This window comes from Variovorax sp. GW460-12-1-14-LB1 (assembly GCF_059423605.1).
On the sequence record NZ_JBWKYF010000002.1, the window covers coordinates 146,712 to 164,544 of the forward strand.

Here is a 17,833-nt window from a genome sequence, read left to right on the forward strand (position 1 = left end):
GCCGCGGACTTGGCGTGTGCAGCTCAGCCGCAGTACGCGCCGAGGATGCGACCCGTGGGATCGACCTGCGCATTCAGGCGCGTCGCGTCCTGTGCCGGGTCGGCCGGTGCCGTGGCCGGCACGGTGCGGGCGGTTTTCGCGCCGGCGCGCTGGCGCATTTCTTCCAGCAACGGACGGGTCGCCTGCATGCCCAAAGCAAAGCGCACTTCCGGGGCCTGGCAGCTTTCGGGCGGGGGCGCGAAGCTCGGCGGCGCCGGCACTTCGGAGGTGAGCGGCCGGTCCTTGGGCGGGGCCTCGCAGCCCGCGAGCACCGCAGCCAGGGCCGCAGCCGTCAGAAGAAACCCGTGCCGGCCAAACGTCATGCGCATCTTGTCTTGCTCCTTGAAACCAGCCTGAAGCTTAGCCGCCCGCGGTGGCCCGCTCATGACCCCTTGCGCTGCAGCGGCGACAACAGCCCCAGGCGGATGCCCGTGATCACGGCCTCGGTGCGATTGTGCACACCCAGTGCCTGGAACAAGGTGCCGATGTACTCCTTCACCGTGTGCTCGGACAGGCCGAGCTCGCGCGCGATCGACTTGGTCGGCAGCCCGCGCGCCAGGCCGTGCAAGGTATCTGCCTGGCGCGGGCTGAGCGTCGGCCTGGCGGTGCTCTTCGACCCCAGGTGCAGGATTTCCTGCGGCAGGTAGACCTCCCCCGCCAGCACGGTCTCGAAGGCCCGTTTCAGGAAGTCGGCCGGCATGCTCTTGGGCACGAAGCTCATGGCGCCCGCCTCCAGGCAACCGCGGATGATGTCGACATCGGTCGAGGCCGACACCACCACGGCCGCGATGTCGGGCGCGGCCGCCTTCAGGCGCACCAGCGCATCCAGGCCGTACTCGCCGCGCAGTTCGAGATCGAGCAGGCAGATCGCCAGGTCGGGATGGCGCAGCGCCAGGGCGCAGGCCTCGTCGACCGTGGCGGCTTCGAAGATTTCGGCACTGCGTTCCATGCTCTCCAGCAGCATGCGCAGGCCCGCGCGAAACAACGCGTGGTCGTCCAGCGTCATCACTTTCATGGCACACCCCCTTCGGCCTTTCTGGCCGATATGCACCCTCATTCTGACGCTGGCGCACACGGGTGCAGCCGCCGTGCGTCGGAACTAGATCACCCTCCACGCAAAAAACTACCAGCCCCTGCGAAGGAGGGGTTGGGTGCCTGGCGCGTTTCGAGGAAATTCAGAGCCGACCGCTGTTGTCGCCAAAGAGGGCCGACCATGAACGCCAGCTTTCAAGACCGCCTGATCTCGCTCGTCGCCGGATCGCAGCCTCAATGGAAATCCGAGCTCGCCCGACAGTGCGGCGTCAGCGCCCCCACCGTGATCCGCTGGCTCACCGACCGCCACAGCTGCGCAGGCACCCTGCACCTGCATGCGATCGCCGCGTACTTCGAGGTGCCAGCCCGGTGGCTGGCCACGGGCGACGGCCCGGAGCGGGTCCGCACGCGGCGCTCACATTGAAAGGGTTGTAAGCGGACCTCTGTGAACGGGCGCGCAGGCGGCAAGCCGGTCCCGCCCATGGCGTATGCTGAAAGGCCGCGCACGGCACCGCTGGCGCGCTCCCTTTCATCACCCGCTTTCGACATGAGCACCTCTTCCCATCCCCTCGCGGGCCAGCCGGCCCCGTCTGATCTGCTGGTGGACGTGCCGCGCCTCGTCTCGGCCTACTACACCGGTCGCCCCGACCCGGCCGTGCCCAGCCAGCGCGTGGCCTTCGGCACCTCGGGGCATCGCGGCTCCTCGTTCGACGACGCCTTCAACGAATGGCATGTGCTGGCCATCAGCCAGGCCATCTGCGACTACCGCAAGCAGCAAGGCATCGACGGCCCGCTGTTCCTGGGCATCGACACGCACGCGCTGTCCACGCCCGCCTTCGCCAGCGCGGTCGAGGTGCTGGCGGCCAACGGCGTCGAACTGATGCTGTCCAAGGACGACGAGTACACGCCCACGCCGGCCGTGTCGCACGCCATCCTGGTCTACAACCGCGGACGCACCAGCGGCCTGGCCGACGGCATCGTCATCACGCCCTCGCACAACCCGCCCGAAAGCGGCGGCTTCAAGTACAACCCGCCCAACGGCGGCCCCGCGGGCACCGACATCACCTCCGCTGTCGAAGCCGCCGCCAACAAGATGCTGGCGAACAAGCTCGACGGCGTGAAACGCATGCCGCTCGCGCAGGCGCTGAAGGCGTCCACCACGCACCGCCACGACTACCTGAACACCTATGTCGAAGACCTGGCCCAGGTGCTCGACATGGACGCGATCCGCGGCGGCACCATCGACCTGGGCGTCGACCCGCTGGGCGGTGCCGGCGTGCACTACTGGCCCGCCATTGCTGCGCGCTACAAACTCCAGCGCCTGAACGTGCTGAGCCAGGCGGTCGACCCGACCTTCCGCTTCATGTCGCTCGACTGGGACGGCCGCATCCGCATGGACCCGTCGTCGCCCGACGCGATGCACGGGTTGGTCGCGCTGAAAGACCGCTTCGGCATCGCCTTCGCCTGTGACACCGACCACGACCGCCACGGCGTGGTCACGCGCAGCGCGGGCCTGATGCAGCCGAACAACTACCTCGCGGTGATGGTCGACTACCTCTTCACGCACCGCCCGCACTGGCCAGCGCAGGCGGCCGTCGGCAAGACCGTGGTCAGCAGCCGCATGATCGACCGCGTGGCGACGCGGCTGGGCCGCCCGCTGTACGAAGTGCCGGTGGGCTTCAAGTGGTTCGTCGACGGGCTGGTCGACGGCTCGCTGGGCTTCGGCGGCGAGGAAAGCGCGGGCGCCACCTTCCTGCGCCACGACGGCAGCGCCTGGACCACCGACAAGGACGGCATCGTGCCCGCCCTGCTCTCGGCCGAAATCGCCGCACGCACGGGTCGCGACCCCGGCGAGCGCTTCACCGAGCTGACGCAGGCGCTGGGGCACCCGGTGTCCGACCGCGTGGACGCGCCCGCCACGCCCGAGCAGAAGAAGCGCCTGTCCGCGCTGTCGCCGCAGCAGATCACCTCGACCACACTGGCCGGCGAGAAGATCGAGAACGTGCTGAGCCACGCCCCGGGCAACGGCGCGGCCATCGGCGGCGTGAAGGTCGTCACCGAGAACGGCTGGTTCGCCGCACGGCCGTCGGGCACGGAGAACATCTACAAGATCTACGGTGAGAGCTTCCTCGGCGACGAGCACCTTGCACGCATCCTCGGCGAGGCGCAGCAGGTGGTCGACAAGGCGCTGTCGGCGAACTGACGCGAGGCGCACGCGCATGGACACGCTCGTGCTGCGGCTGCAACCGGGTGACGACCTGCGCGCGGCGCTCGACGCCGTGCTGAAGCAAGCCGGCATCGGCGACGCGGCGTTCGTGGTCTCGGGCATCGGCAGCCTGTGCGGCGCGAGCATCCGTTTCGCGGGTGCCGAGTCGGCGACGCGGATCGAAGGCGACCTTGAAATCCTCACGCTCGCCGGCACGCTGTCGCCCGACGGCTCGCACCTGCATCTCAGCGTGTCGGACGGCGACGGCCGGGTGTCGGGCGGCCATGCCGCGCCGGGCTGCGTGGTGCGCACCACGGCCGAGATCCTCGTCGCGGTGCTGCCCGAGTGGCGCTTCTCGCGCGAGCCCGATGCGCAGACCGGCTACGCCGAGCTGGCGCCCAGGCGCCGCTCGAGCCAGACGCTGTAGCGCGACAGCCCGAAGCACAGCAGCCAGTAGACGGCGGCCACGAACAGGTAGCCCTCGAGGTAGAACGGTCGCCAGACCGGATCGCCACCCAGCGCCAGCCCGAGTGCGCCGGTCAGCTCGAACAGGCCGACCACGGTGACCAGCGAGGTGTCCTTCAGCGTGCCGACCACGCTGTTGGTCAGCGCGGGCACGACGAGGCGCAGCGCCTGCGGCAACACGATGTCGCGCTGCACCGGCCAGCGGCCAAAGCCCAGCGCCATCGCCACTTCGGTCTGCCCGCGCGGCACGGCCTGCAGGCCGCCGCGGATGATCTCCGCCAAGTAGGCCGCGACGAACAGCGTGAGGCCCATGAGCACGCGCACCAGCACGTCGGGCTGCCAGCCCGCTGGCCACAGCAGCGGCAGCAGGAACGAGGCCATGAACAGCACCGAGATCAGCGGCACGCCGCGCACCAGCTCGATGTAGCTCGCGCTCAGCGTACGCACCACGGGCCATTCGGAGCGCCGCCCCATCGCGAGCAGCAGCGCCAGCGGAAAGGCCAGCGCCAGCCCGACCACCGCGAGCCCGATGGTGAGCGGCAGGCCGCCCCAGCGGCTGGTCGGCACCACGCTCAGCCCGGCCACGCCGCCATGCATCAACCCGACGAACAGCAGCAGCGCCACGCCCCACAACGGCGCCAGCCACCAGCGCCAGCTGCGCGGCCAGGCGCTGAGCACCGTCACCGCGGACAGCACGACGACGGCGACCGCCGGGCGCCATTGCTCTTCGTACGGAAAGCGACCGAACAGCATCGGCCGCCACTTCTCGGCCACCACGCCCCAGCAGGCGCCGTGCTGCACCGCACGGCAGGCGTCGGCGTCGGGGCGGAACACGGCATGCACCACGCCCCATTCGAACGCGTGGAAGCCGGCCCAGGCCAGCAGGCCCAGCAGCAGCACCGTGGCCAGTGCGCGCAGCGGCGAACCCCACAGCTCGCTGCGCCACGCGATGGGGCCTTGCGCGACGTTTCTCATCGCCAGCCTCGCAGCGCGACGCGCGCGTTGTAGCGGTTCATCCCGAAGGAGATCACGAGCGACAGCAGCAGGTACACCACCATGATGATCGCGATGCACTCGAAGGCGCGCCCGTTCGAGCCGATGGTGGTGTTGGCCACCGACACCAGCTCCGGATAGCCCACGGCCACGGCGAGCGACGAGTTCTTGGTGAGGCTCAGCAGCTGGTTGGTGAGCGAGGGCACGATCACGCGCAGCGCCTGCGGCAGGATCACGATGCGCAGCTGCTGCACCGACGACAGGCCCAGCGCCTGCCCCGCCAGCACCTGCCCCTGCGACACCGAGAGGATGCCCGCGCGCACGATCTCGGCGACGAAGGCCGCCGAGTACAGCGACAGCCCGGCGACGATGGTCACGTACTCCGGGCTCAGCGCGGCGCCACCGCTCACGCCGAAGTCACCGCGCTCGGGCCATTCGAAATGCGTGGGCCACCCGCCGCCCTCACCTGTCACGGGCCAGGGCACGCTGAGCCCGCCCTTGCTGAGCCACACGCCCGGCAACAGGTGCACAGGCTCGGTCGGGTCGGGCAGCAGGTTGGCCATCGCGAACGCCAGCATCAGCAACTGCACCAGCAGCGGCACGTTGCGCAGCAGCTCCACGTAGGCGGTGCAGATCCCGCGCAGCAGCACGTGCGGCGCGAGCCGGCCGATGCCGATCAGCGTGCCCAGCACCACCGCGAAGATGGCGGCCGGCACGGCCGCGCGCACGGTGTTGATCAGGCCCGCGAGGAAGGCGCGCCATGACGGCTGGCTGGCGTCGAAGTCGAGCCAGCCTTCGCTGATCGAAAAACCCGCAGGCTCGGTGAGAAAGTCAAAGCCCGAACGCACGCCGCGTGCACGCAGCACCTCGAGCGCATGGTTCACCACCCAGACGGCACCGGCCACGACGGCCAGCACCAGGAGGGCCTGCACGAGCCAGGCCAGCCAGGCGCCGCGGCGCGAGGCCTGCCGACTCATCGAACAGGAGGTGCGTAGATCAGGCCGCCTTTGCTCCAGAGGTTGTTGGAGCCGCGCGGCAGCTTGAGCACCGACTTCGGTCCGACGTTGCGCTCGAACATCTCGCCGTAGTTGCCCACCGCCTTGATGGCGCGGTACGACCAGTCCTTGTCGAGGCCCAGCAGCTTGCCGAGGTCTTCACCGGCGCCGAGCAGGCGCTGCTGGGCCGGGTCCTTGCTGCCGGCCTTGAGTTGGTCGGCATTGGCCTGCGTGACGCCGAACTCCTCCGCCTCGATGAGCGCGTTGGGCACCCACTTGGCGATGGCGAACCACTCGTCGTCGCCGCGGCGCACCAGCGGCGCCAGAGGCTCCTTGGAGATCAGCTCGGGCAGGATCAGGTAGTCGTCGGGGTTCGGCGCTTCCTTGTTGCGCAGGCCGGCCAGCGCCGAGGCGTCGGTGGTGAAGGCTTGGCAGCGGCCCGAGAAGAAGGCCTTGAACGAAGCTTCGAAGCTCTCGAACACAACAGTCTTCACCGGGATGTTCTGCGCGCGGAAGTAGTCCGACACGTTCTTCTCGTTGGTGGTGCCCGACTGCGTGCAGATGGTGGCGTTCTTCAGCTGCTTGGCGCTCGTCACCTTGAGCTTCTTGGGCACCAGGAAGCCCTGGCCGTCGTAGTAGGTGATGGTGGTGAAGTTGAAGCCCAGCGAGGCGTCGCGCGTGAGCGTCCAGGTGGTGTTGCGCGCGAGGATGTCGATCTCGCCGGCCTGCAGGGCCGAGAAGCGCTGCTGCGAGTTCAGCGGCACGAAGTCGACCTTCTTGGGATCGCCCAGCACGGCCGCGGCGATGGCGCGGCAGGTGTCGACGTCCAGGCCCGACCAGTTGCCCTGCGTGTCGGGGGCCGAGAAACCGGCCACGCCGTTGGTCACGCCGCACTTGACGCTGCCGCGCTGCTTGACCGCGTCGAGCGTCTTGCCGGCAAAGGCCGGGGCCGCGGCGGCCAGCGCGAGAACGCAAGCGGTGGCGAGCAGTGCCGGGCGGAATCGGGTGCTTGTCTTCTTCATCATCATTGGTGTGTGCTCCTCAACAGTAGGCAAAAGGCAGTGTACGGGGCGATGCAGGCCGACGACAAAGAACCCTGCGTTGGATACATATGTCGATCCGCTCGCGGGCGATCGGTTGGCGGCGCGGCCAGTTTCACTACCATACGGCCCTTTCATCACTCCCGAACAGGAATCACACCATGGTCAAGTCCGACGACACCGGCAAGCTCATCCTGCGCGTTGCGCTGGGCATCCTCATCCTGCTGCATGGCATTGCCAAAGTCGGCAAGGGCGTCGACGGCATCGGCGGCATGCTCGCGTCGCACGGCGTGCCCGCGGTGCTGGCCTACCTGGTCTACGTGGGCGAGATCCTGGCGCCGGTGCTGCTGATCGTCGGCCTGTTCACGCGGCCCGCCGCGCTGGTCGTGGCCATCAACATGGTGGTGGCGATCTGGCTGGCCCACCGCAAGGACCTCGGCGCGCTGAACGGGCAAGGCGGCTGGGCGCTGGAACTGCAGGGCATGTTCCTGTTCGCGGCGATCTCGCTCGCGCTCACGGGTGGCGGGCGCTTCGGGCTCAACAACAAGTAAGCGAAGAGGCGACTGGAGAATCAGTCGTCGTCCGCCGCATCGAGGCCCGGGAACAGGACCTCGGTGTAGCCGAAGCGCGAGAAATCGCGCACCCGCATCGGGTACAGCTTGCCGAACAGGTGATCGACCTCGTGCTGCACCACGCGCGCATGGAAGCCGTCGGCGGTGCGGTCGATCGGGTCGCCGTACAGGTCGAAGCCCGTGTAGCGGATGTGGGCGAAGCGCGGCACCACGCCGCGCAGGCCGGGCACCGACAGGCAGCCTTCCCAGCCCTCTTCCTCTTCATCGCCCAGCGGCGTGATGACGGGGTTGAGCAGCACGGTGCGCGGCACCGGCGGCGCGTCGGGGTAGCGTGGATTGACGGTGTCGGTGCCGAAGATCACCAGTTGCAGGTCGACGCCGATCTGCGGCGCCGCAAGGCCGGCGCCATTGACCGCCTGCATGGTCTCGAACATGTCGCGCACCAGCAGGTGCAGTTCGTCGGTGTCGAAAGCGGCGACCGGCTGCGCGGTGCGCAGCAGCCGGGGGTCGCCCATTTTCAGGATTTCGCGGAAGGCCATGGAGGGATTATGGCCAGCGCGCAGCGCCCTCGCTGGAGCGCTTGCTCAAGGCTTGTCGGCCAACGCCGGCGCGTCACGCCACGGCACGCCCGGCGGTGGGCGCATCGCATTGCTCGGGTAGTTGGGCGACACACCCGGATGCGCAGGCGAGACAGCCGGTGGACGCTGCCAACCCGGCGGACGCCCGGCCGGATAGGTCGGCCGCACGGCTGGGTAGCTGGGACGCACCGCGGGATAACCGGGACGGCCATAGTAAGGACGGCGGTCGTAGTACGGGCGACGGTTGTCGTAGTAACCGCCACCCTGGATGTACACCGGCGCCGGCACCACCACGGGACCCGGGTCGGAGTAGTACGGTTCGGAATAGCCGCCGGAGTAGTACGGATCGCCAGGAACGGCCACGCAGCCGCTCAGCAGCGCGATGCCGCCGATTGCGAGGCTGGTAGCGAGAACACGAATTTTTTGCATGAGGGACTCCTTGTCGGCCTTCTGTGATCGTTCAACGCCCGCTTGTAGACCCTGTTGACTGCGCTGGTGTGAAGTCGCGTAACGGCCGGTAAAGGCCTGGATCCCGGGCGCCGGGCGACTCAGGCGTCGGGCGCCGGCGGAACACCGCTGGCGAGGATCTCCAGCATACGCGCCTCGTCGATCACCGTGACGCCGAGGTCGCGCGCCTTGTCCAGCTTGCTGCCAGCCTCTTCCCCGGCCACGAGGTAGTGGGTCTTCTTGCTGACGGAGCCGGCCACCTTGGCGCCGGCTGCCTCCAATTTATCCTTCGCTTCGTCGCGGCCCAGCGTAGGAAGGGTGCCGGTGATCACGAAGGTCAGTCCCGCCAAAGGCTTGGGCGCGCGGGCTTCGGGCTCGAACTCTTCCCACGTCAGGCCGCAGGCGCGCAGCTGCTCGACCACCTCGCGGTTGTGCGGCTGGTCGAAGAAGGTGCGCAGGCTCTGGGCCACCACCGGGCCGACGTCGTTGACCTCGAGCAGCTGCTCCTCGGTCGCATCCATGATGGCGTCGAGCTTGCCGAAATGCTTGGCGAGGTCTTTCGCCGTGCTCTCGCCGACGTGGCGGATGCCCAGGCCGAACAAAAAGCGCGGCAGCGTGGTCTTCTTCGAGGCTTCGAGCGCATCGACGAGGTTCTGGGCCGACTTCTCGGCCATGCGGTCCAGGCCTGCCAGCGTGACGAAGCCGAGCTTGTACAGATCGGGCAAGGTGCGGATCAGGTTGGCATCGACCAGCTGTTCGACCAGCTTGTCGCCCAGCCCGTCGACGTCGACCGCGCGCCGCGCAGCGAAATGCAGGATGGCCTCCTTGCGCTGCGCCGCGCAGAACAGGCCGCCGGTGCAGCGGTAGTCGACCTCGCCCTCCTCCCGCACCGCCTCGGAATCGCACACGGGGCACTTGTGCGGCATGGTGAAGACCGCGCCGCGCTGGTCGTCCGGCTTGGCCAGGCTGTCGGGCGCCACGCCCACCACTTCGGGAATCACGTCGCCGGCGCGCCGCACGATCACCGTGTCGCCCACGCGCACGTCCTTGCGGCGGGCTTCGTCTTCGTTGTGCAACGTGGCGTTGGTCACGGTCACGCCGCCGACGAACACCGGCGCCAGCTTGGCGACCGGCGTGAGCTTGCCGGTGCGGCCCACCTGGATCTCGATGCCGACCACCTCGGTCAGCTGCTCCTGCGCCGGGTACTTGTGGGCCACGGCCCAGCGCGGTTCGCGCGAAACAAAGCCCAGCTGGCGCTGCAGCTCCAGGCTGTCGACCTTGTAGACCACGCCGTCGATGTCGTACGGCAGCGCATCGCGCTGGCGGCCGATGGTTTCGTGGAACGCTATCAGTTCAATAGCACCGGTCGCCCGCGCGGTTTGCGTGGCCACCGGAAAGCCCCAGGCGTGGAACTGCTGCAGCCAGTCGAACTGGGTCGCGATGTCGGGGCCGCCTTCGGTCGCGGGCGAAACCTCGCCCAGGCCGTAGGCAAAGAAGCTCAGCGGGCGCTCTGCCGCGATCGCCGGGTCGTGCTGGCGCACCGCGCCGGCCGCCGCGTTGCGCGGATTGACGAACACCTTCTCGTTCTTCTGCCCGGCGGCGATCTTCTGGCGCTGGCGCTCGTTGAGGGCATCGAAATCGGCGCGCTTCATATAGACCTCGCCGCGCACCTCGACCACGGGTGGCGCCGCACCCTTGAGCTTGAGCGGAATCTCGCGCACCGTGCGGATGTTCTGCGTGACGTCCTCGCCCACCTCGCCGTCGCCGCGCGTGGCGGCCTGCACCAGCACGCCGTGCTCGTAGCGCAGACTCATGGCCAGCCCGTCGAACTTGAGTTCGCAGACGTAGGCGATCTGCGGCGCGTCTTCGGCCAAGCCTAGTTCGCGGCGCACGCGCGCATCGAAGGCGCTGGCGCCGGTCGGCGTGATGTCGGTCTCGGTGCGGATCGACAGCATCGGCACCCGGTGGCGCACCTTGGCCAGGCTGTCGAGCACCGTGCCGCCCACGCGCTGCGTCGGCGAATCGGGCGTGCGCAGTTCGGGAAACTCGGTCTCCAGCACCTGCAGGCGCTGGAACATCTTGTCGTACTCGGCGTCGGGCAGCTCAGGGGCGTCAAGCACGTAGTACAGATGGGCGTGGCGATGCAGCTGCTCGCTCAGTGCGGCGGCTTCGCGTGCCGCTTCGTCGCGCGTTGTCATGGGGGGGCCCTCGGGAAAAAGACGGATCAGCTGAAGAGGCGTCGCGCCAGCGGCGAGCCCGCGGCGAGGTCGCGTGCGTCGAGCGTGTCGTACAGCTGCTCGAGGTCGGTGCCGATCACGTCCATGGTTTCGTCACGCAGCAACTGGCCGTCGCTGTCGGTCACCACGCCGTCCATCTCGCGGGCGAGCGTGGCAGCAGCTTCACGCATGCGACGGAACGGCTCTTCGCCGCGATCGACCTGCGGCACATCGAGGCTCAGGCTGAGCTCGCGGATGGCCGATTGCGCCGGATCGTCGGCCAGCGCCGCCTGGGTGTCGAACGAGAGCCCGAGGATCGGCGGCAGGCCGGCCTCGCTGGTCGGCAGCACCATGCGGCCCGGAATGATCCCGGCCACGAAGCCCAGCCGCGCGGCGTTCTGCTGCACGTAGCCCGGGCTCCAGGCGGCGTGCAGCGCGCGCAGCACGAAGCCCAGCTGTGCGTCGTGCGCGCTGGCGAACTGGTCGAGCTCGCGGGCGCGCGCCACTTCGTCGAGCATCTCGGGAAACTCGGGCGCGCCGTTCACGGCATCGGCAAAAGCCTGCGCCTTGACCACGAATTCGGAGTACTCGATCTCGTTGAGCGCCCCGGTGCGGTTGGCCAGCTGCACGCCGACCTGGAACGCGCGGTAGCGCTGTCCGGGCGCCGGCGGCTCCCATTGGCTGGTGAGGTCGTTCAGGCCTTCGATGGCCACCGGCTTGCTGCCGGCGCGGCGCGTCGACGGCATGGACGCGAGCGCGGCATCGCCCGAGGCCAGGCCTTCGAGCGAAATGGGCGCGATGACATCGATCAGCGGATCGAGCCCGCCGCGGCGCTCGCCGGTGGGCACGGGCACGCCGCTGGGCGCGGGCAGGTCGGGGTCGAACAGCGGCTCGTGGCGGTCGCTGCCGGCCACCTGGCTCGGGTCGGCATGGAGCATCGGCTCCACGCCGCCGTCGCTGCCGCCGGCCAACGCGCGCTCGGCTTCGGCCAGGGCGACATCGACCGCATCGGGCTGGCGCGGCGCATTGCGGCGCGACATCAGGGTGTTGTAGGCCACGACGGCCGCGAGAACGAGGCCGCCGAGGATCGCCAGGGCGAGGGTGAGATTGCTCATGCGCGCGCCTGCCTTATGCCGCTTCGACCATCGAGACCGCCGACTCCATGTCGACCGCAACGATGCGCGACACGCCCTGCTCCTGCATGGTCACGCCGATCAGCTGTTCGGCCATTTCCATGGCGATCTTGTTGTGGCTGATGAAAAGGAACTGGGTTTCACGGCTCATGGCGGAGACGAGTTTGGCATAGCGTTCGGTGTTGGCGTCGTCCAGCGGCGCGTCCACTTCGTCCAGCAGGCAGAAAGGCGCCGGGTTCAGCTGGAAGATGGCGAACACGAGCGCAATGGCCGTGAGCGCCTTCTCGCCGCCCGAGAGCAGGTGGATGGTCTGGTTCTTCTTGCCGGGCGGCTGGGCCATGACCTGCACGCCGGAATCGAGGATTTCGTCGCCCGTCATCATCAGCTTGGCGTTGCCGCCGCCGAACAGCTCCGGGAACATGCGGCTGAAGTGCTCGTTGACGATCTTGAAGGTGCCGCCGAGCAGGTCGCGCGTCTCGGCGTCGATCTTGCGAATGGCGTCTTCGAGCGTGCCGATGGCTTCGTTCAGGTCGGCCGATTGCGCATCGAGGAAGACCTTGCGCTCGCTCGCAATGGCGAGTTCGTCGAGCGCGGCGAGGTTGACGGCGCCGAGCGCGACAACCTCGCGGTTCAGGCGGTCGATTTCGCTTTGCAGGCCGGTCAGGCGCACCTTCTCGGTCTCGATCGATTGCGCGACCGCTTCGAGGTCGGCACCGGCGTCGTCCAGCAGCTGCTGGTACTGCTCGACGCCCAGGCGCGCGGCCTGCTCCTTGAGCTGGAACTCGGTGATGCGCTGGCGCAGCGGATCGAGTTCGCGCTCCAGCTGCAGCCGGCGCTCGTCGCTGGCGCGCAGTTTGAGCGTGAGGTCGTCGTACTGGCTGCGGGCCGCGCCCAAGGCGGTCTCGCGCTCCAGCTTGAGCGACAGCGCGTCCTGCAGGCCGGCTTGCGCGGCGGCATCCGACAGGCGGCTCAGCTCGGCGCGGGCGCGCTCGTCTTCGTCGGTCAGCGCCACGGTCTGCTGCGAAGCGGTTTCGATGCTGCGGTTCAGTTCGCCGCGGCGCGCTTCGAGCGTGCGCTGAGAGAACGTGGCTTCCTGCGCCTGCCGTTCAAGGCTGCGGTGCTGCTCGCGGCTGGCCGTGAGCGCGCGACCGGCCTCGATCACGCGCTCGTCGAGCTGCGCATGGCGCTCCTGGCTGTCGGCCAGCTGCATGTCGAGCTCTTCGAAGCGGCCTTCGGCGGCGATGCGCTTTTCCTGCAGTTCTTCGAGCTGGGCATCAACCTCGCCGAGGTCGGCGGCCAGCTGCTGGCTGCGTGCGCGGGTCTGTTCGGCGAGCTGCGTCATGCGCAGCGTCTCGACCTGCAGCTCATGGGCGCGCGACTGCGTTTCGGCGGCTTCGCGGCGGGCCGTGACGAGGCGCTGTGCGGCATCGCCGTAGGCCGCTTCGGCACGGACCAGCGCGGTGCGCGCCTCTTCGTTGATGAGCGTCTGGGCCTTGAGCTGGCGCTCGAGGTTTTCCATTTCCTGCTGGCGGGCCAGGAGGCCGGCCTGCTCGGAATCGGGCGCGTAGAAGTTCACGCTGTGCGACGACACGGCATGGCCGCTGCGCACGTAGATCACTTCGCCGGGCTGCAGCGTGGCGCGCTGGGCCAGCGCCTCTTCGAAAGTCTCGGCCGTGTAGCAACCGTGCAGCCAGTCGTTCAGCAGCGCCTGCTGGCCGGCGTCGTTCAGGCGCAGCAGGCTCGACAGCTTGGGCAGCGCGCCCGCACCCTGCGGCACGCCGGCGGCGGGCGGGCTGTAGAAGGCCAGCTTGGCGGGCGGCGCGTCGTTGCCGAAGGCACGCACCATGTCGAGCCGGCTGACTTCGAGCGCGCCGAGGCGCTCGCGCAGTGCGGATTCGAGCGCGTTCTCCCAACCCTGTTCGATGTGGATGCGGCTCCACAGGCCCTGCAGGCCGTCCAGGCCATGCTTGGCGAGCCAGGGGGCGAGCTTGCCGTCGGTCTTGACCTTCTCCTGCAGCGCGCGCAGCGCTTCGAGGCGGGCCGAGAACTCGGCATGGCGGGCACCCTCGGTGTTGACGGCCTGCTGCTTGGCGCGGCGGTCTTCGTCAAGCTGTGGCACGGCCTCCTGCAGTTCCTGCAGGCGGGCGTCGGATTCGCTGGCGGTTTCCTGCGCCGCGGCCAGCTGCTCCTGCATCTCGGTCAGCCGGTCTTCGTCGGGCGCGGCCAGTGCGTTCTGATCGGCGCGCAGGCGTTCGCTGCGCAGCGTGAGCTGGCGGCTCTGGTCTTCGATGTTGCGCTGGTCGGCGGCCAGCACCTGGATCTGCTGCTGCACCTGCGACACCGTCGCGCGCTGGGTGTTGGCTTCGTTCTGCGCACGCTGCACGGCCTCTTCGAGGTCAGGCAGGCGCGCGTCGTGCTCTTCGAGCTGCGCGGCCAGCAGGATGGCCTGCTCTTCGGCATCGACGCCGGCACCGGCCAGCGTCTCGATCTCGGCCTCGGCCTCTTCGCGGCGACGGCCCCACTGGCCCATCTGTTCGCGCAACTGCACCAGGCGCTGTTCGACGCGCTGGCGGCCTTCGACCACGAAGCGGATCTCGCCTTCGAGCCGGCCGACTTCGGCGCTGGCTTCGTACAGCTTGCCCTGCGCCTGGTTCACCAGGTCGCCGGCGCCGTAGTGGGCCTGGCGCACGGTTTCGAGCTCGGATTCGATGCGGCGCAGGTCGGCCGTGCGCGATTCGAGGTCGTTGATGGCCTTTTCCGAATCGGCCTTGATCTTGGCCTGGTCGGCATCGCTTTCGCCGCGCTTGAGGAACCACAGCTGGTGCTGCTTCTTCGTGGCGTCGCCCTGCAGCGCGTTGTAGCGCGCCGCCACCTCGGCCTGCTTCTCGAGCTTCTCGAGGTTGGCGTTGAGTTCGCGCAGGATGTCTTCGACGCGCGTGAGGTTCTCGCGCGTATCGCCTAGGCGGTTCTCAGTCTCGCGGCGGCGCTCCTTGTACTTGGAGACACCGGCGGCTTCTTCGAGGAACAGGCGCAGCTCTTCGGGCTTGGATTCGATGATCCGGCTGATCGTGCCCTGGCCGATGATGGCGTAGGCGCGCGGGCCCAGGCCGGTGCCCAGGAACACGTCCTGCACGTCGCGGCGGCGCACCGGCTGGTTGTTGATGTAGTAGCTGCTGGTGCCGTCGCGCGTGAGCACGCGACGCACGGCGATTTCGGTGAACTGGTTCCACTGGCCGCCGGCGCGGTGGTCGGCGTTGTCGAACACCAGTTCGACGCTCGAACGGCTGGCCTGCTTGCGGGTGGTCGTGCCGTTGAAGATCACGTCCTGCATCGACTCGCCGCGCAGTTCCGACGCACGCGACTCGCCGAGCACCCAGCGCACGGCATCCATGATGTTCGACTTGCCGCAGCCGTTCGGCCCCACCACCCCGACCAGTTGGCCCGGCAGCAGGAAGTTGGTGGGTTCGGCGAACGACTTGAAGCCCGAGAGCTTGATGGAGTTAAGACGCACGACTTGTCGCCCTGCCTTGGCATAGCGCCAAGGTATTGATTTGTAAGGAAAATTGCACGGGCCCGCAGCTTGAAGCGGGCCGCCGCCCCAGCCGTGGATGATAACGTCAGGGCATGAGCGATTCCCTGGCTTCTCCCCTCGCGGCGCGACGCACCTGCCTGCTGGCGGGCACCGCGGCCGCCCTGCTCGCGCCGCTGGCGCTGACGGGCTGTTCCTCCTTCCGTTCCACCGAGCGCGCCGAGCCCTACGGCAACCAGGAATGGCTGCAATCGGGCACCAACCGCATCGCCAACCTGTCGCTGCGCGACAACCTGCAATCGGTGCGCCGCGTGCAGACCACCTTGTACCGGCGCAACCCGCGCGAATGGCGCAAGTCGGCCGCCAGCATGGAAGAAGCCACGCAGCGCACCTGGGACGCAGTCCTGCAGGGCACGCCGCTGCCCGAGCTGCGCGGCGCCACCGGCATCGACGCCATCCGCCTGGCCTTCGAAACCGGCCCACAGGCTTACCAAGGCGACCGCGTGGCGGCGCTGGTCGTCGGGTGGGCCTCGATGCTCAAGCAGGCCAACGGCAACACCTGGGACCAGACCATGATCGACGGGGTCGACGCCGAGAACAGCTACCGCACGGCGCGCAACTTCGAGATTTCGCTCTGGCTCATCTCTTCCAAGACCGGCCCCGACGGCCAGCCGCTGCTGCTGGCCACCGAGATCAGCGAGCGCGGGCGCAACCTCGTGGCCGACCGCGAGCTGTCGAAGGTGGTGGCACGGCTCGACCTGCTGGCCGCGCAGGCCGACGAGAAATACCGCCGGGCGGCCCTCGATTTCGGGCAGAACTGGGTGATGGGCGTGGTCATGCCGCTCTTCACGCTGATACCCAAGTAGGTTCTTCGCATCGGAAATATGTTTCCCAAATAGGCATTTGCGGTAATATCTTTCCGTGGACAAGCAGGAACTCATCACCGCCCTCACGGCGCGTCGCGGGGCCACCGGCCTCACGAACGCCGAGATCGCCTTGCGCTCGGGGCTCACCGAGCGCTCGGTGCGCAATGCCCTGAGCCTGAAGGGCAACCCGCAGCTGTCGTCACTGCTCGCGCTGGTCGATGCACTGGGGCTCGAGCTGCAACTTGCGCCCAAGGGCTTTGGCGAAGGCACGGCCGTCGATCCCGGCTACCGCCCGGTCGCCACGCGTGTCGGCCGGGCGCTGGCCGAAGCGCCTGCCGCGCCGCCCTACGTGCGGGGCCGCCGCTCACCGCCATGAACGTCAAGATCCTCGAGATTTCGCTCGGCGCGCACCGCTTCGGCAAGCTGTTCCAGTACGCCGATCTGTGCCGTTTCGTGGCGGAGCCCGAGCTGATCGCCAACCCGCCACCAGGCGTGCTCTCGTTGTCGATGGTCGCGAGCGACCCGGCGGCCCAGGCCGCGCTGTGGAGCGACGTGAAGAACCCGCTGTTCAACGCCCAAGGCGGCCAGTTGCCCGGCTTCTTCCAGAACCTGCTGCCCGAAGGCGTGCTGCGCAGCCACATCGCGCAGCTGCGCGGTTGCCGCGAGAACGATCACTTCGAATTGCTGGCGGCCTGCGGCGGCGACCTGCCCGGCGCCGTGGCCCCGCGCCCGGTGTCGGTGGACCGCGGCACGCTGCAGCGGCTCATCACGCAGGACCAGGACGCGCTCGAGATGTCGGTGGTCGAGCTGCCGATGCCGCAGGGAATCTCGGTCTCGGGCGTGCAGCCCAAGCTCGGCCTGCGCCGCCAGGGCGGGCGCTACGTGGCGGGGGGGGGGGGCGTGCGCGCCGGCGCCAGCACGCGCGTGATCGCCAAGCTGCCGGTGGCCGGCCGGCCGCACATGCCGCAACTCGAGATGCTTTCGCTGCAGATGGCCGGGGTGGCGGGTGTCGAGGTGTGTCACGCCGAACTCGCGCCGCTGTCGGCCATTGCGGCGGAGCACAGCTATGCGCTGCCGGACGAGTCCGAGTTCCTGGCCGTCACGCGCTTCGACCGCGATGGCGCGCGCCGCATCCATTTCGAAGACTTCGCGCAGGTGCTGGCGGTCGACCCGATGCACAAGTACAGCGGAAGCTACCTCGACATGGCGCTCGCTATGCGCGCCTTTCCGTCTCTCGGCGAAGACGCTGTGCTCGAACTGGTGCGCCGGCTCGTGGTCAACGACCTGCTGGGCAACCCCGATGCCCACCTGAAGAACTTCGGCGTGCTGTACCCCGACGGCATCGCACCACGGTTGGCGCCGGCCTATGACATCGTGGCCTACGCAGCGCTGCAGGGCGTCGAGGGCCACGCGCTCCCGCTGCTGCCGGCCCCGGTTAGCGCCACCGCTGCGCGTCGCACCGCGATGTTCACGCCCGCCAACGTGCGCGCATTCTGTTTCTCGGCGGGCTTGCACGAGCCGCGCATGCGACGCGTGGTCGCCGACACGGCCCGGCTCGCACGCGACCAGTGGCCCGCGATGATCGACGCGTCCGTGCTACCGGCTCCGTGGAAGAAACGGCTGCAGCAGCGCCTGCAGGCACATCCCTTGCTGCAGGGCATGAGCAAGCGGGGTCGCTAGCCACAGCGGTGCGACAGGCGACCCCTAGAATGAATCCGCCCT

Annotated in this window: 17 protein-coding genes; 7 read left to right on the forward strand and 10 right to left on the reverse strand. The window is 68.8% G+C overall.

Features of this window, described 5'->3' with window-relative positions; all coding sequences use genetic code 11:
- Positions 1-23: 23 nt before the first annotated feature.
- Together AC07Y4_RS01985 and AC07Y4_RS01990 are read right to left on the reverse strand one after the other, a co-directional pair.
- Positions 24-368 (reverse strand): hypothetical protein, encoded by a 345-nt coding sequence (locus AC07Y4_RS01985; protein ID WP_056580768.1) that lies wholly within the window; start codon positions 366-368, stop codon positions 24-26.
- Between the two features lie 53 nt (positions 369-421).
- Positions 422-1,054: a LuxR C-terminal-related transcriptional regulator gene (locus tag AC07Y4_RS01990; protein ID WP_167395026.1), complete on the reverse strand. Its 633-nt coding sequence runs from the start codon at positions 1,052-1,054 to the stop codon at positions 422-424.
- Between the two features lie 198 nt (positions 1,055-1,252).
- Here AC07Y4_RS01990 and AC07Y4_RS01995 point away from each other — a divergent pair, with 198 nt between their 5' ends.
- The 3 genes from AC07Y4_RS01995 to AC07Y4_RS02005 all read left to right on the forward strand — a co-directional run bounded on the left by AC07Y4_RS01995 (position 1,253) and on the right by AC07Y4_RS02005 (position 3,704).
- A complete protein-coding gene (locus AC07Y4_RS01995) occupies positions 1,253-1,495 on the forward strand; it encodes a helix-turn-helix domain-containing protein (protein ID WP_062471259.1) in 243 nt (80 codons plus the stop codon).
- A gap of 123 nt (positions 1,496-1,618) precedes the next feature.
- Positions 1,619-3,274 carry a phosphoglucomutase (alpha-D-glucose-1,6-bisphosphate-dependent) gene (pgm, locus tag AC07Y4_RS02000; protein WP_487846919.1) on the forward strand — a complete coding sequence of 552 codons (1,656 nt, stop codon included), beginning with the start codon at positions 1,619-1,621 and terminating at the stop codon, positions 3,272-3,274.
- Positions 3,275-3,290: 16 nt separating this feature from the next.
- Positions 3,291-3,704: a PPC domain-containing DNA-binding protein gene (locus AC07Y4_RS02005; protein ID WP_487846918.1), complete on the forward strand. Its 414-nt coding sequence runs from the start codon at positions 3,291-3,293 to the stop codon at positions 3,702-3,704.
- On the opposite strand, the gene AC07Y4_RS02010 is transcribed toward AC07Y4_RS02005, so the two are convergent.
- Genes AC07Y4_RS02010 through AC07Y4_RS02020 form a run of 3 tightly spaced genes read right to left on the reverse strand, consistent with a single transcriptional unit; the run spans position 3,659 to position 6,752 of the window.
- Positions 3,659-4,717, reverse strand: coding sequence for an amino acid ABC transporter permease (locus tag AC07Y4_RS02010; protein ID WP_487846917.1), 1,059 nt, complete (start codon positions 4,715-4,717; stop codon positions 3,659-3,661). The genes AC07Y4_RS02005 and AC07Y4_RS02010 overlap by 46 nt on opposite strands.
- Positions 4,714-5,712: an amino acid ABC transporter permease gene (locus AC07Y4_RS02015; protein WP_487846916.1), complete on the reverse strand. Its 999-nt coding sequence runs from the start codon at positions 5,710-5,712 to the stop codon at positions 4,714-4,716. Before AC07Y4_RS02015 ends, AC07Y4_RS02010 begins: the two co-directional genes overlap by 4 nt.
- A complete protein-coding gene (locus tag AC07Y4_RS02020; RefSeq protein WP_487846915.1) occupies positions 5,709-6,752 on the reverse strand; it encodes an amino acid ABC transporter substrate-binding protein in 1,044 nt (347 codons plus the stop codon). Before AC07Y4_RS02020 ends, AC07Y4_RS02015 begins: the two co-directional genes overlap by 4 nt.
- Before the next feature lie 179 nt (positions 6,753-6,931).
- Here AC07Y4_RS02020 and AC07Y4_RS02025 point away from each other — a divergent pair, with 179 nt between their 5' ends.
- On the forward strand, positions 6,932-7,321 hold the full coding sequence (locus AC07Y4_RS02025) for a DoxX family protein (protein WP_062471245.1): 390 nt from the start codon (positions 6,932-6,934) through the stop codon (positions 7,319-7,321).
- A 20-nt stretch (positions 7,322-7,341) separates the two neighbouring features.
- Here AC07Y4_RS02025 and def read toward each other — a convergent pair whose 3' ends face one another.
- The 5 genes from def to smc form a co-directional block, all read right to left on the reverse strand.
- Positions 7,342-7,881 (reverse strand): peptide deformylase, encoded by a 540-nt coding sequence (gene def, locus AC07Y4_RS02030; protein WP_070060694.1) that lies wholly within the window; start codon positions 7,879-7,881, stop codon positions 7,342-7,344.
- Positions 7,882-7,926: 45 nt separating this feature from the next.
- Complete coding sequence (locus tag AC07Y4_RS02035; protein ID WP_487846914.1) at positions 7,927-8,349, reverse strand: hypothetical protein; 423 nt, start codon at positions 8,347-8,349, stop codon at positions 7,927-7,929.
- Positions 8,350-8,468: 119 nt separating this feature from the next.
- Positions 8,469-10,565 carry an NAD-dependent DNA ligase LigA gene (gene ligA, locus AC07Y4_RS02040; RefSeq protein ID WP_487846913.1) on the reverse strand — a complete coding sequence of 699 codons (2,097 nt, stop codon included), beginning with the start codon at positions 10,563-10,565 and terminating at the stop codon, positions 8,469-8,471.
- 26 nt (positions 10,566-10,591) lie between these two features.
- The gene (locus AC07Y4_RS02045; RefSeq protein ID WP_062471237.1) at positions 10,592-11,698 is read right to left on the reverse strand and encodes a cell division protein ZipA C-terminal FtsZ-binding domain-containing protein; all 1,107 of its coding nucleotides are present in this window, start codon (positions 11,696-11,698) and stop codon (positions 10,592-10,594) included.
- 13 nt (positions 11,699-11,711) lie between these two features.
- Positions 11,712-15,227 (reverse strand): chromosome segregation protein SMC, encoded by a 3,516-nt coding sequence (gene smc, locus AC07Y4_RS02050; RefSeq protein WP_487846912.1) that lies wholly within the window; start codon positions 15,225-15,227, stop codon positions 11,712-11,714.
- A 113-nt stretch (positions 15,228-15,340) separates the two neighbouring features.
- Between smc and AC07Y4_RS02055 the strand changes: the two genes are divergently transcribed.
- Genes AC07Y4_RS02055 through AC07Y4_RS02065 form a run of 3 tightly spaced genes read left to right on the forward strand, consistent with a single transcriptional unit; the run spans position 15,341 to position 17,791 of the window.
- Positions 15,341-16,111, forward strand: coding sequence for a hypothetical protein (locus tag AC07Y4_RS02055; protein ID WP_159276935.1), 771 nt, complete (start codon positions 15,341-15,343; stop codon positions 16,109-16,111).
- Positions 16,112-16,166: 55 nt separating this feature from the next.
- On the forward strand, positions 16,167-16,487 hold the full coding sequence (locus tag AC07Y4_RS02060) for a helix-turn-helix domain-containing protein (protein ID WP_070060699.1): 321 nt from the start codon (positions 16,167-16,169) through the stop codon (positions 16,485-16,487).
- The gene (locus tag AC07Y4_RS02065; RefSeq protein WP_495274107.1) at positions 16,484-17,791 is read left to right on the forward strand and encodes a type II toxin-antitoxin system HipA family toxin; all 1,308 of its coding nucleotides are present in this window, start codon (positions 16,484-16,486) and stop codon (positions 17,789-17,791) included. Before AC07Y4_RS02060 ends, AC07Y4_RS02065 begins: the two co-directional genes overlap by 4 nt.
- The last annotated feature ends 42 nt before the right edge of the window (positions 17,792-17,833 follow it).

What these genes read in the sequence shown, in the direction of transcription:
- AC07Y4_RS02005 (WP_487846918.1), top strand. Translation starts at nt 3,291, where the DNA reads ATGGACACGCTCGTGCTGCGGCTGCAACCGGGTGACGACCTGCGCGCG.
- AC07Y4_RS01985 (WP_056580768.1), bottom strand. Translation starts at nt 368, where the DNA reads ATGCGCATGACGTTTGGCCGGCACGGGTTTCTTCTGACGGCTGCGGCC.
- AC07Y4_RS02025 (WP_062471245.1), top strand. Translation starts at nt 6,932, where the DNA reads ATGGTCAAGTCCGACGACACCGGCAAGCTCATCCTGCGCGTTGCGCTG.
- AC07Y4_RS02045 (WP_062471237.1), bottom strand. Translation starts at nt 11,698, where the DNA reads ATGAGCAATCTCACCCTCGCCCTGGCGATCCTCGGCGGCCTCGTTCTC.
- AC07Y4_RS02010 (WP_487846917.1), bottom strand. Translation starts at nt 4,717, where the DNA reads ATGAGAAACGTCGCGCAAGGCCCCATCGCGTGGCGCAGCGAGCTGTGG.
- ligA (WP_487846913.1), bottom strand. Translation starts at nt 10,565, where the DNA reads ATGACAACGCGCGACGAAGCGGCACGCGAAGCCGCCGCACTGAGCGAG.
- AC07Y4_RS02035 (WP_487846914.1), bottom strand. Translation starts at nt 8,349, where the DNA reads ATGCAAAAAATTCGTGTTCTCGCTACCAGCCTCGCAATCGGCGGCATC.
- AC07Y4_RS02015 (WP_487846916.1), bottom strand. Translation starts at nt 5,712, where the DNA reads ATGAGTCGGCAGGCCTCGCGCCGCGGCGCCTGGCTGGCCTGGCTCGTG.
- AC07Y4_RS02065 (WP_495274107.1), top strand. Translation starts at nt 16,484, where the DNA reads ATGAACGTCAAGATCCTCGAGATTTCGCTCGGCGCGCACCGCTTCGGC.
- pgm (WP_487846919.1), top strand. Translation starts at nt 1,619, where the DNA reads ATGAGCACCTCTTCCCATCCCCTCGCGGGCCAGCCGGCCCCGTCTGAT.
- AC07Y4_RS01990 (WP_167395026.1), bottom strand. Translation starts at nt 1,054, where the DNA reads ATGAAAGTGATGACGCTGGACGACCACGCGTTGTTTCGCGCGGGCCTG.
- def (WP_070060694.1), bottom strand. Translation starts at nt 7,881, where the DNA reads ATGGCCTTCCGCGAAATCCTGAAAATGGGCGACCCCCGGCTGCTGCGC.
- AC07Y4_RS02020 (WP_487846915.1), bottom strand. Translation starts at nt 6,752, where the DNA reads ATGAAGAAGACAAGCACCCGATTCCGCCCGGCACTGCTCGCCACCGCT.
- AC07Y4_RS02055 (WP_159276935.1), top strand. Translation starts at nt 15,341, where the DNA reads ATGAGCGATTCCCTGGCTTCTCCCCTCGCGGCGCGACGCACCTGCCTG.
- AC07Y4_RS01995 (WP_062471259.1), top strand. Translation starts at nt 1,253, where the DNA reads ATGAACGCCAGCTTTCAAGACCGCCTGATCTCGCTCGTCGCCGGATCG.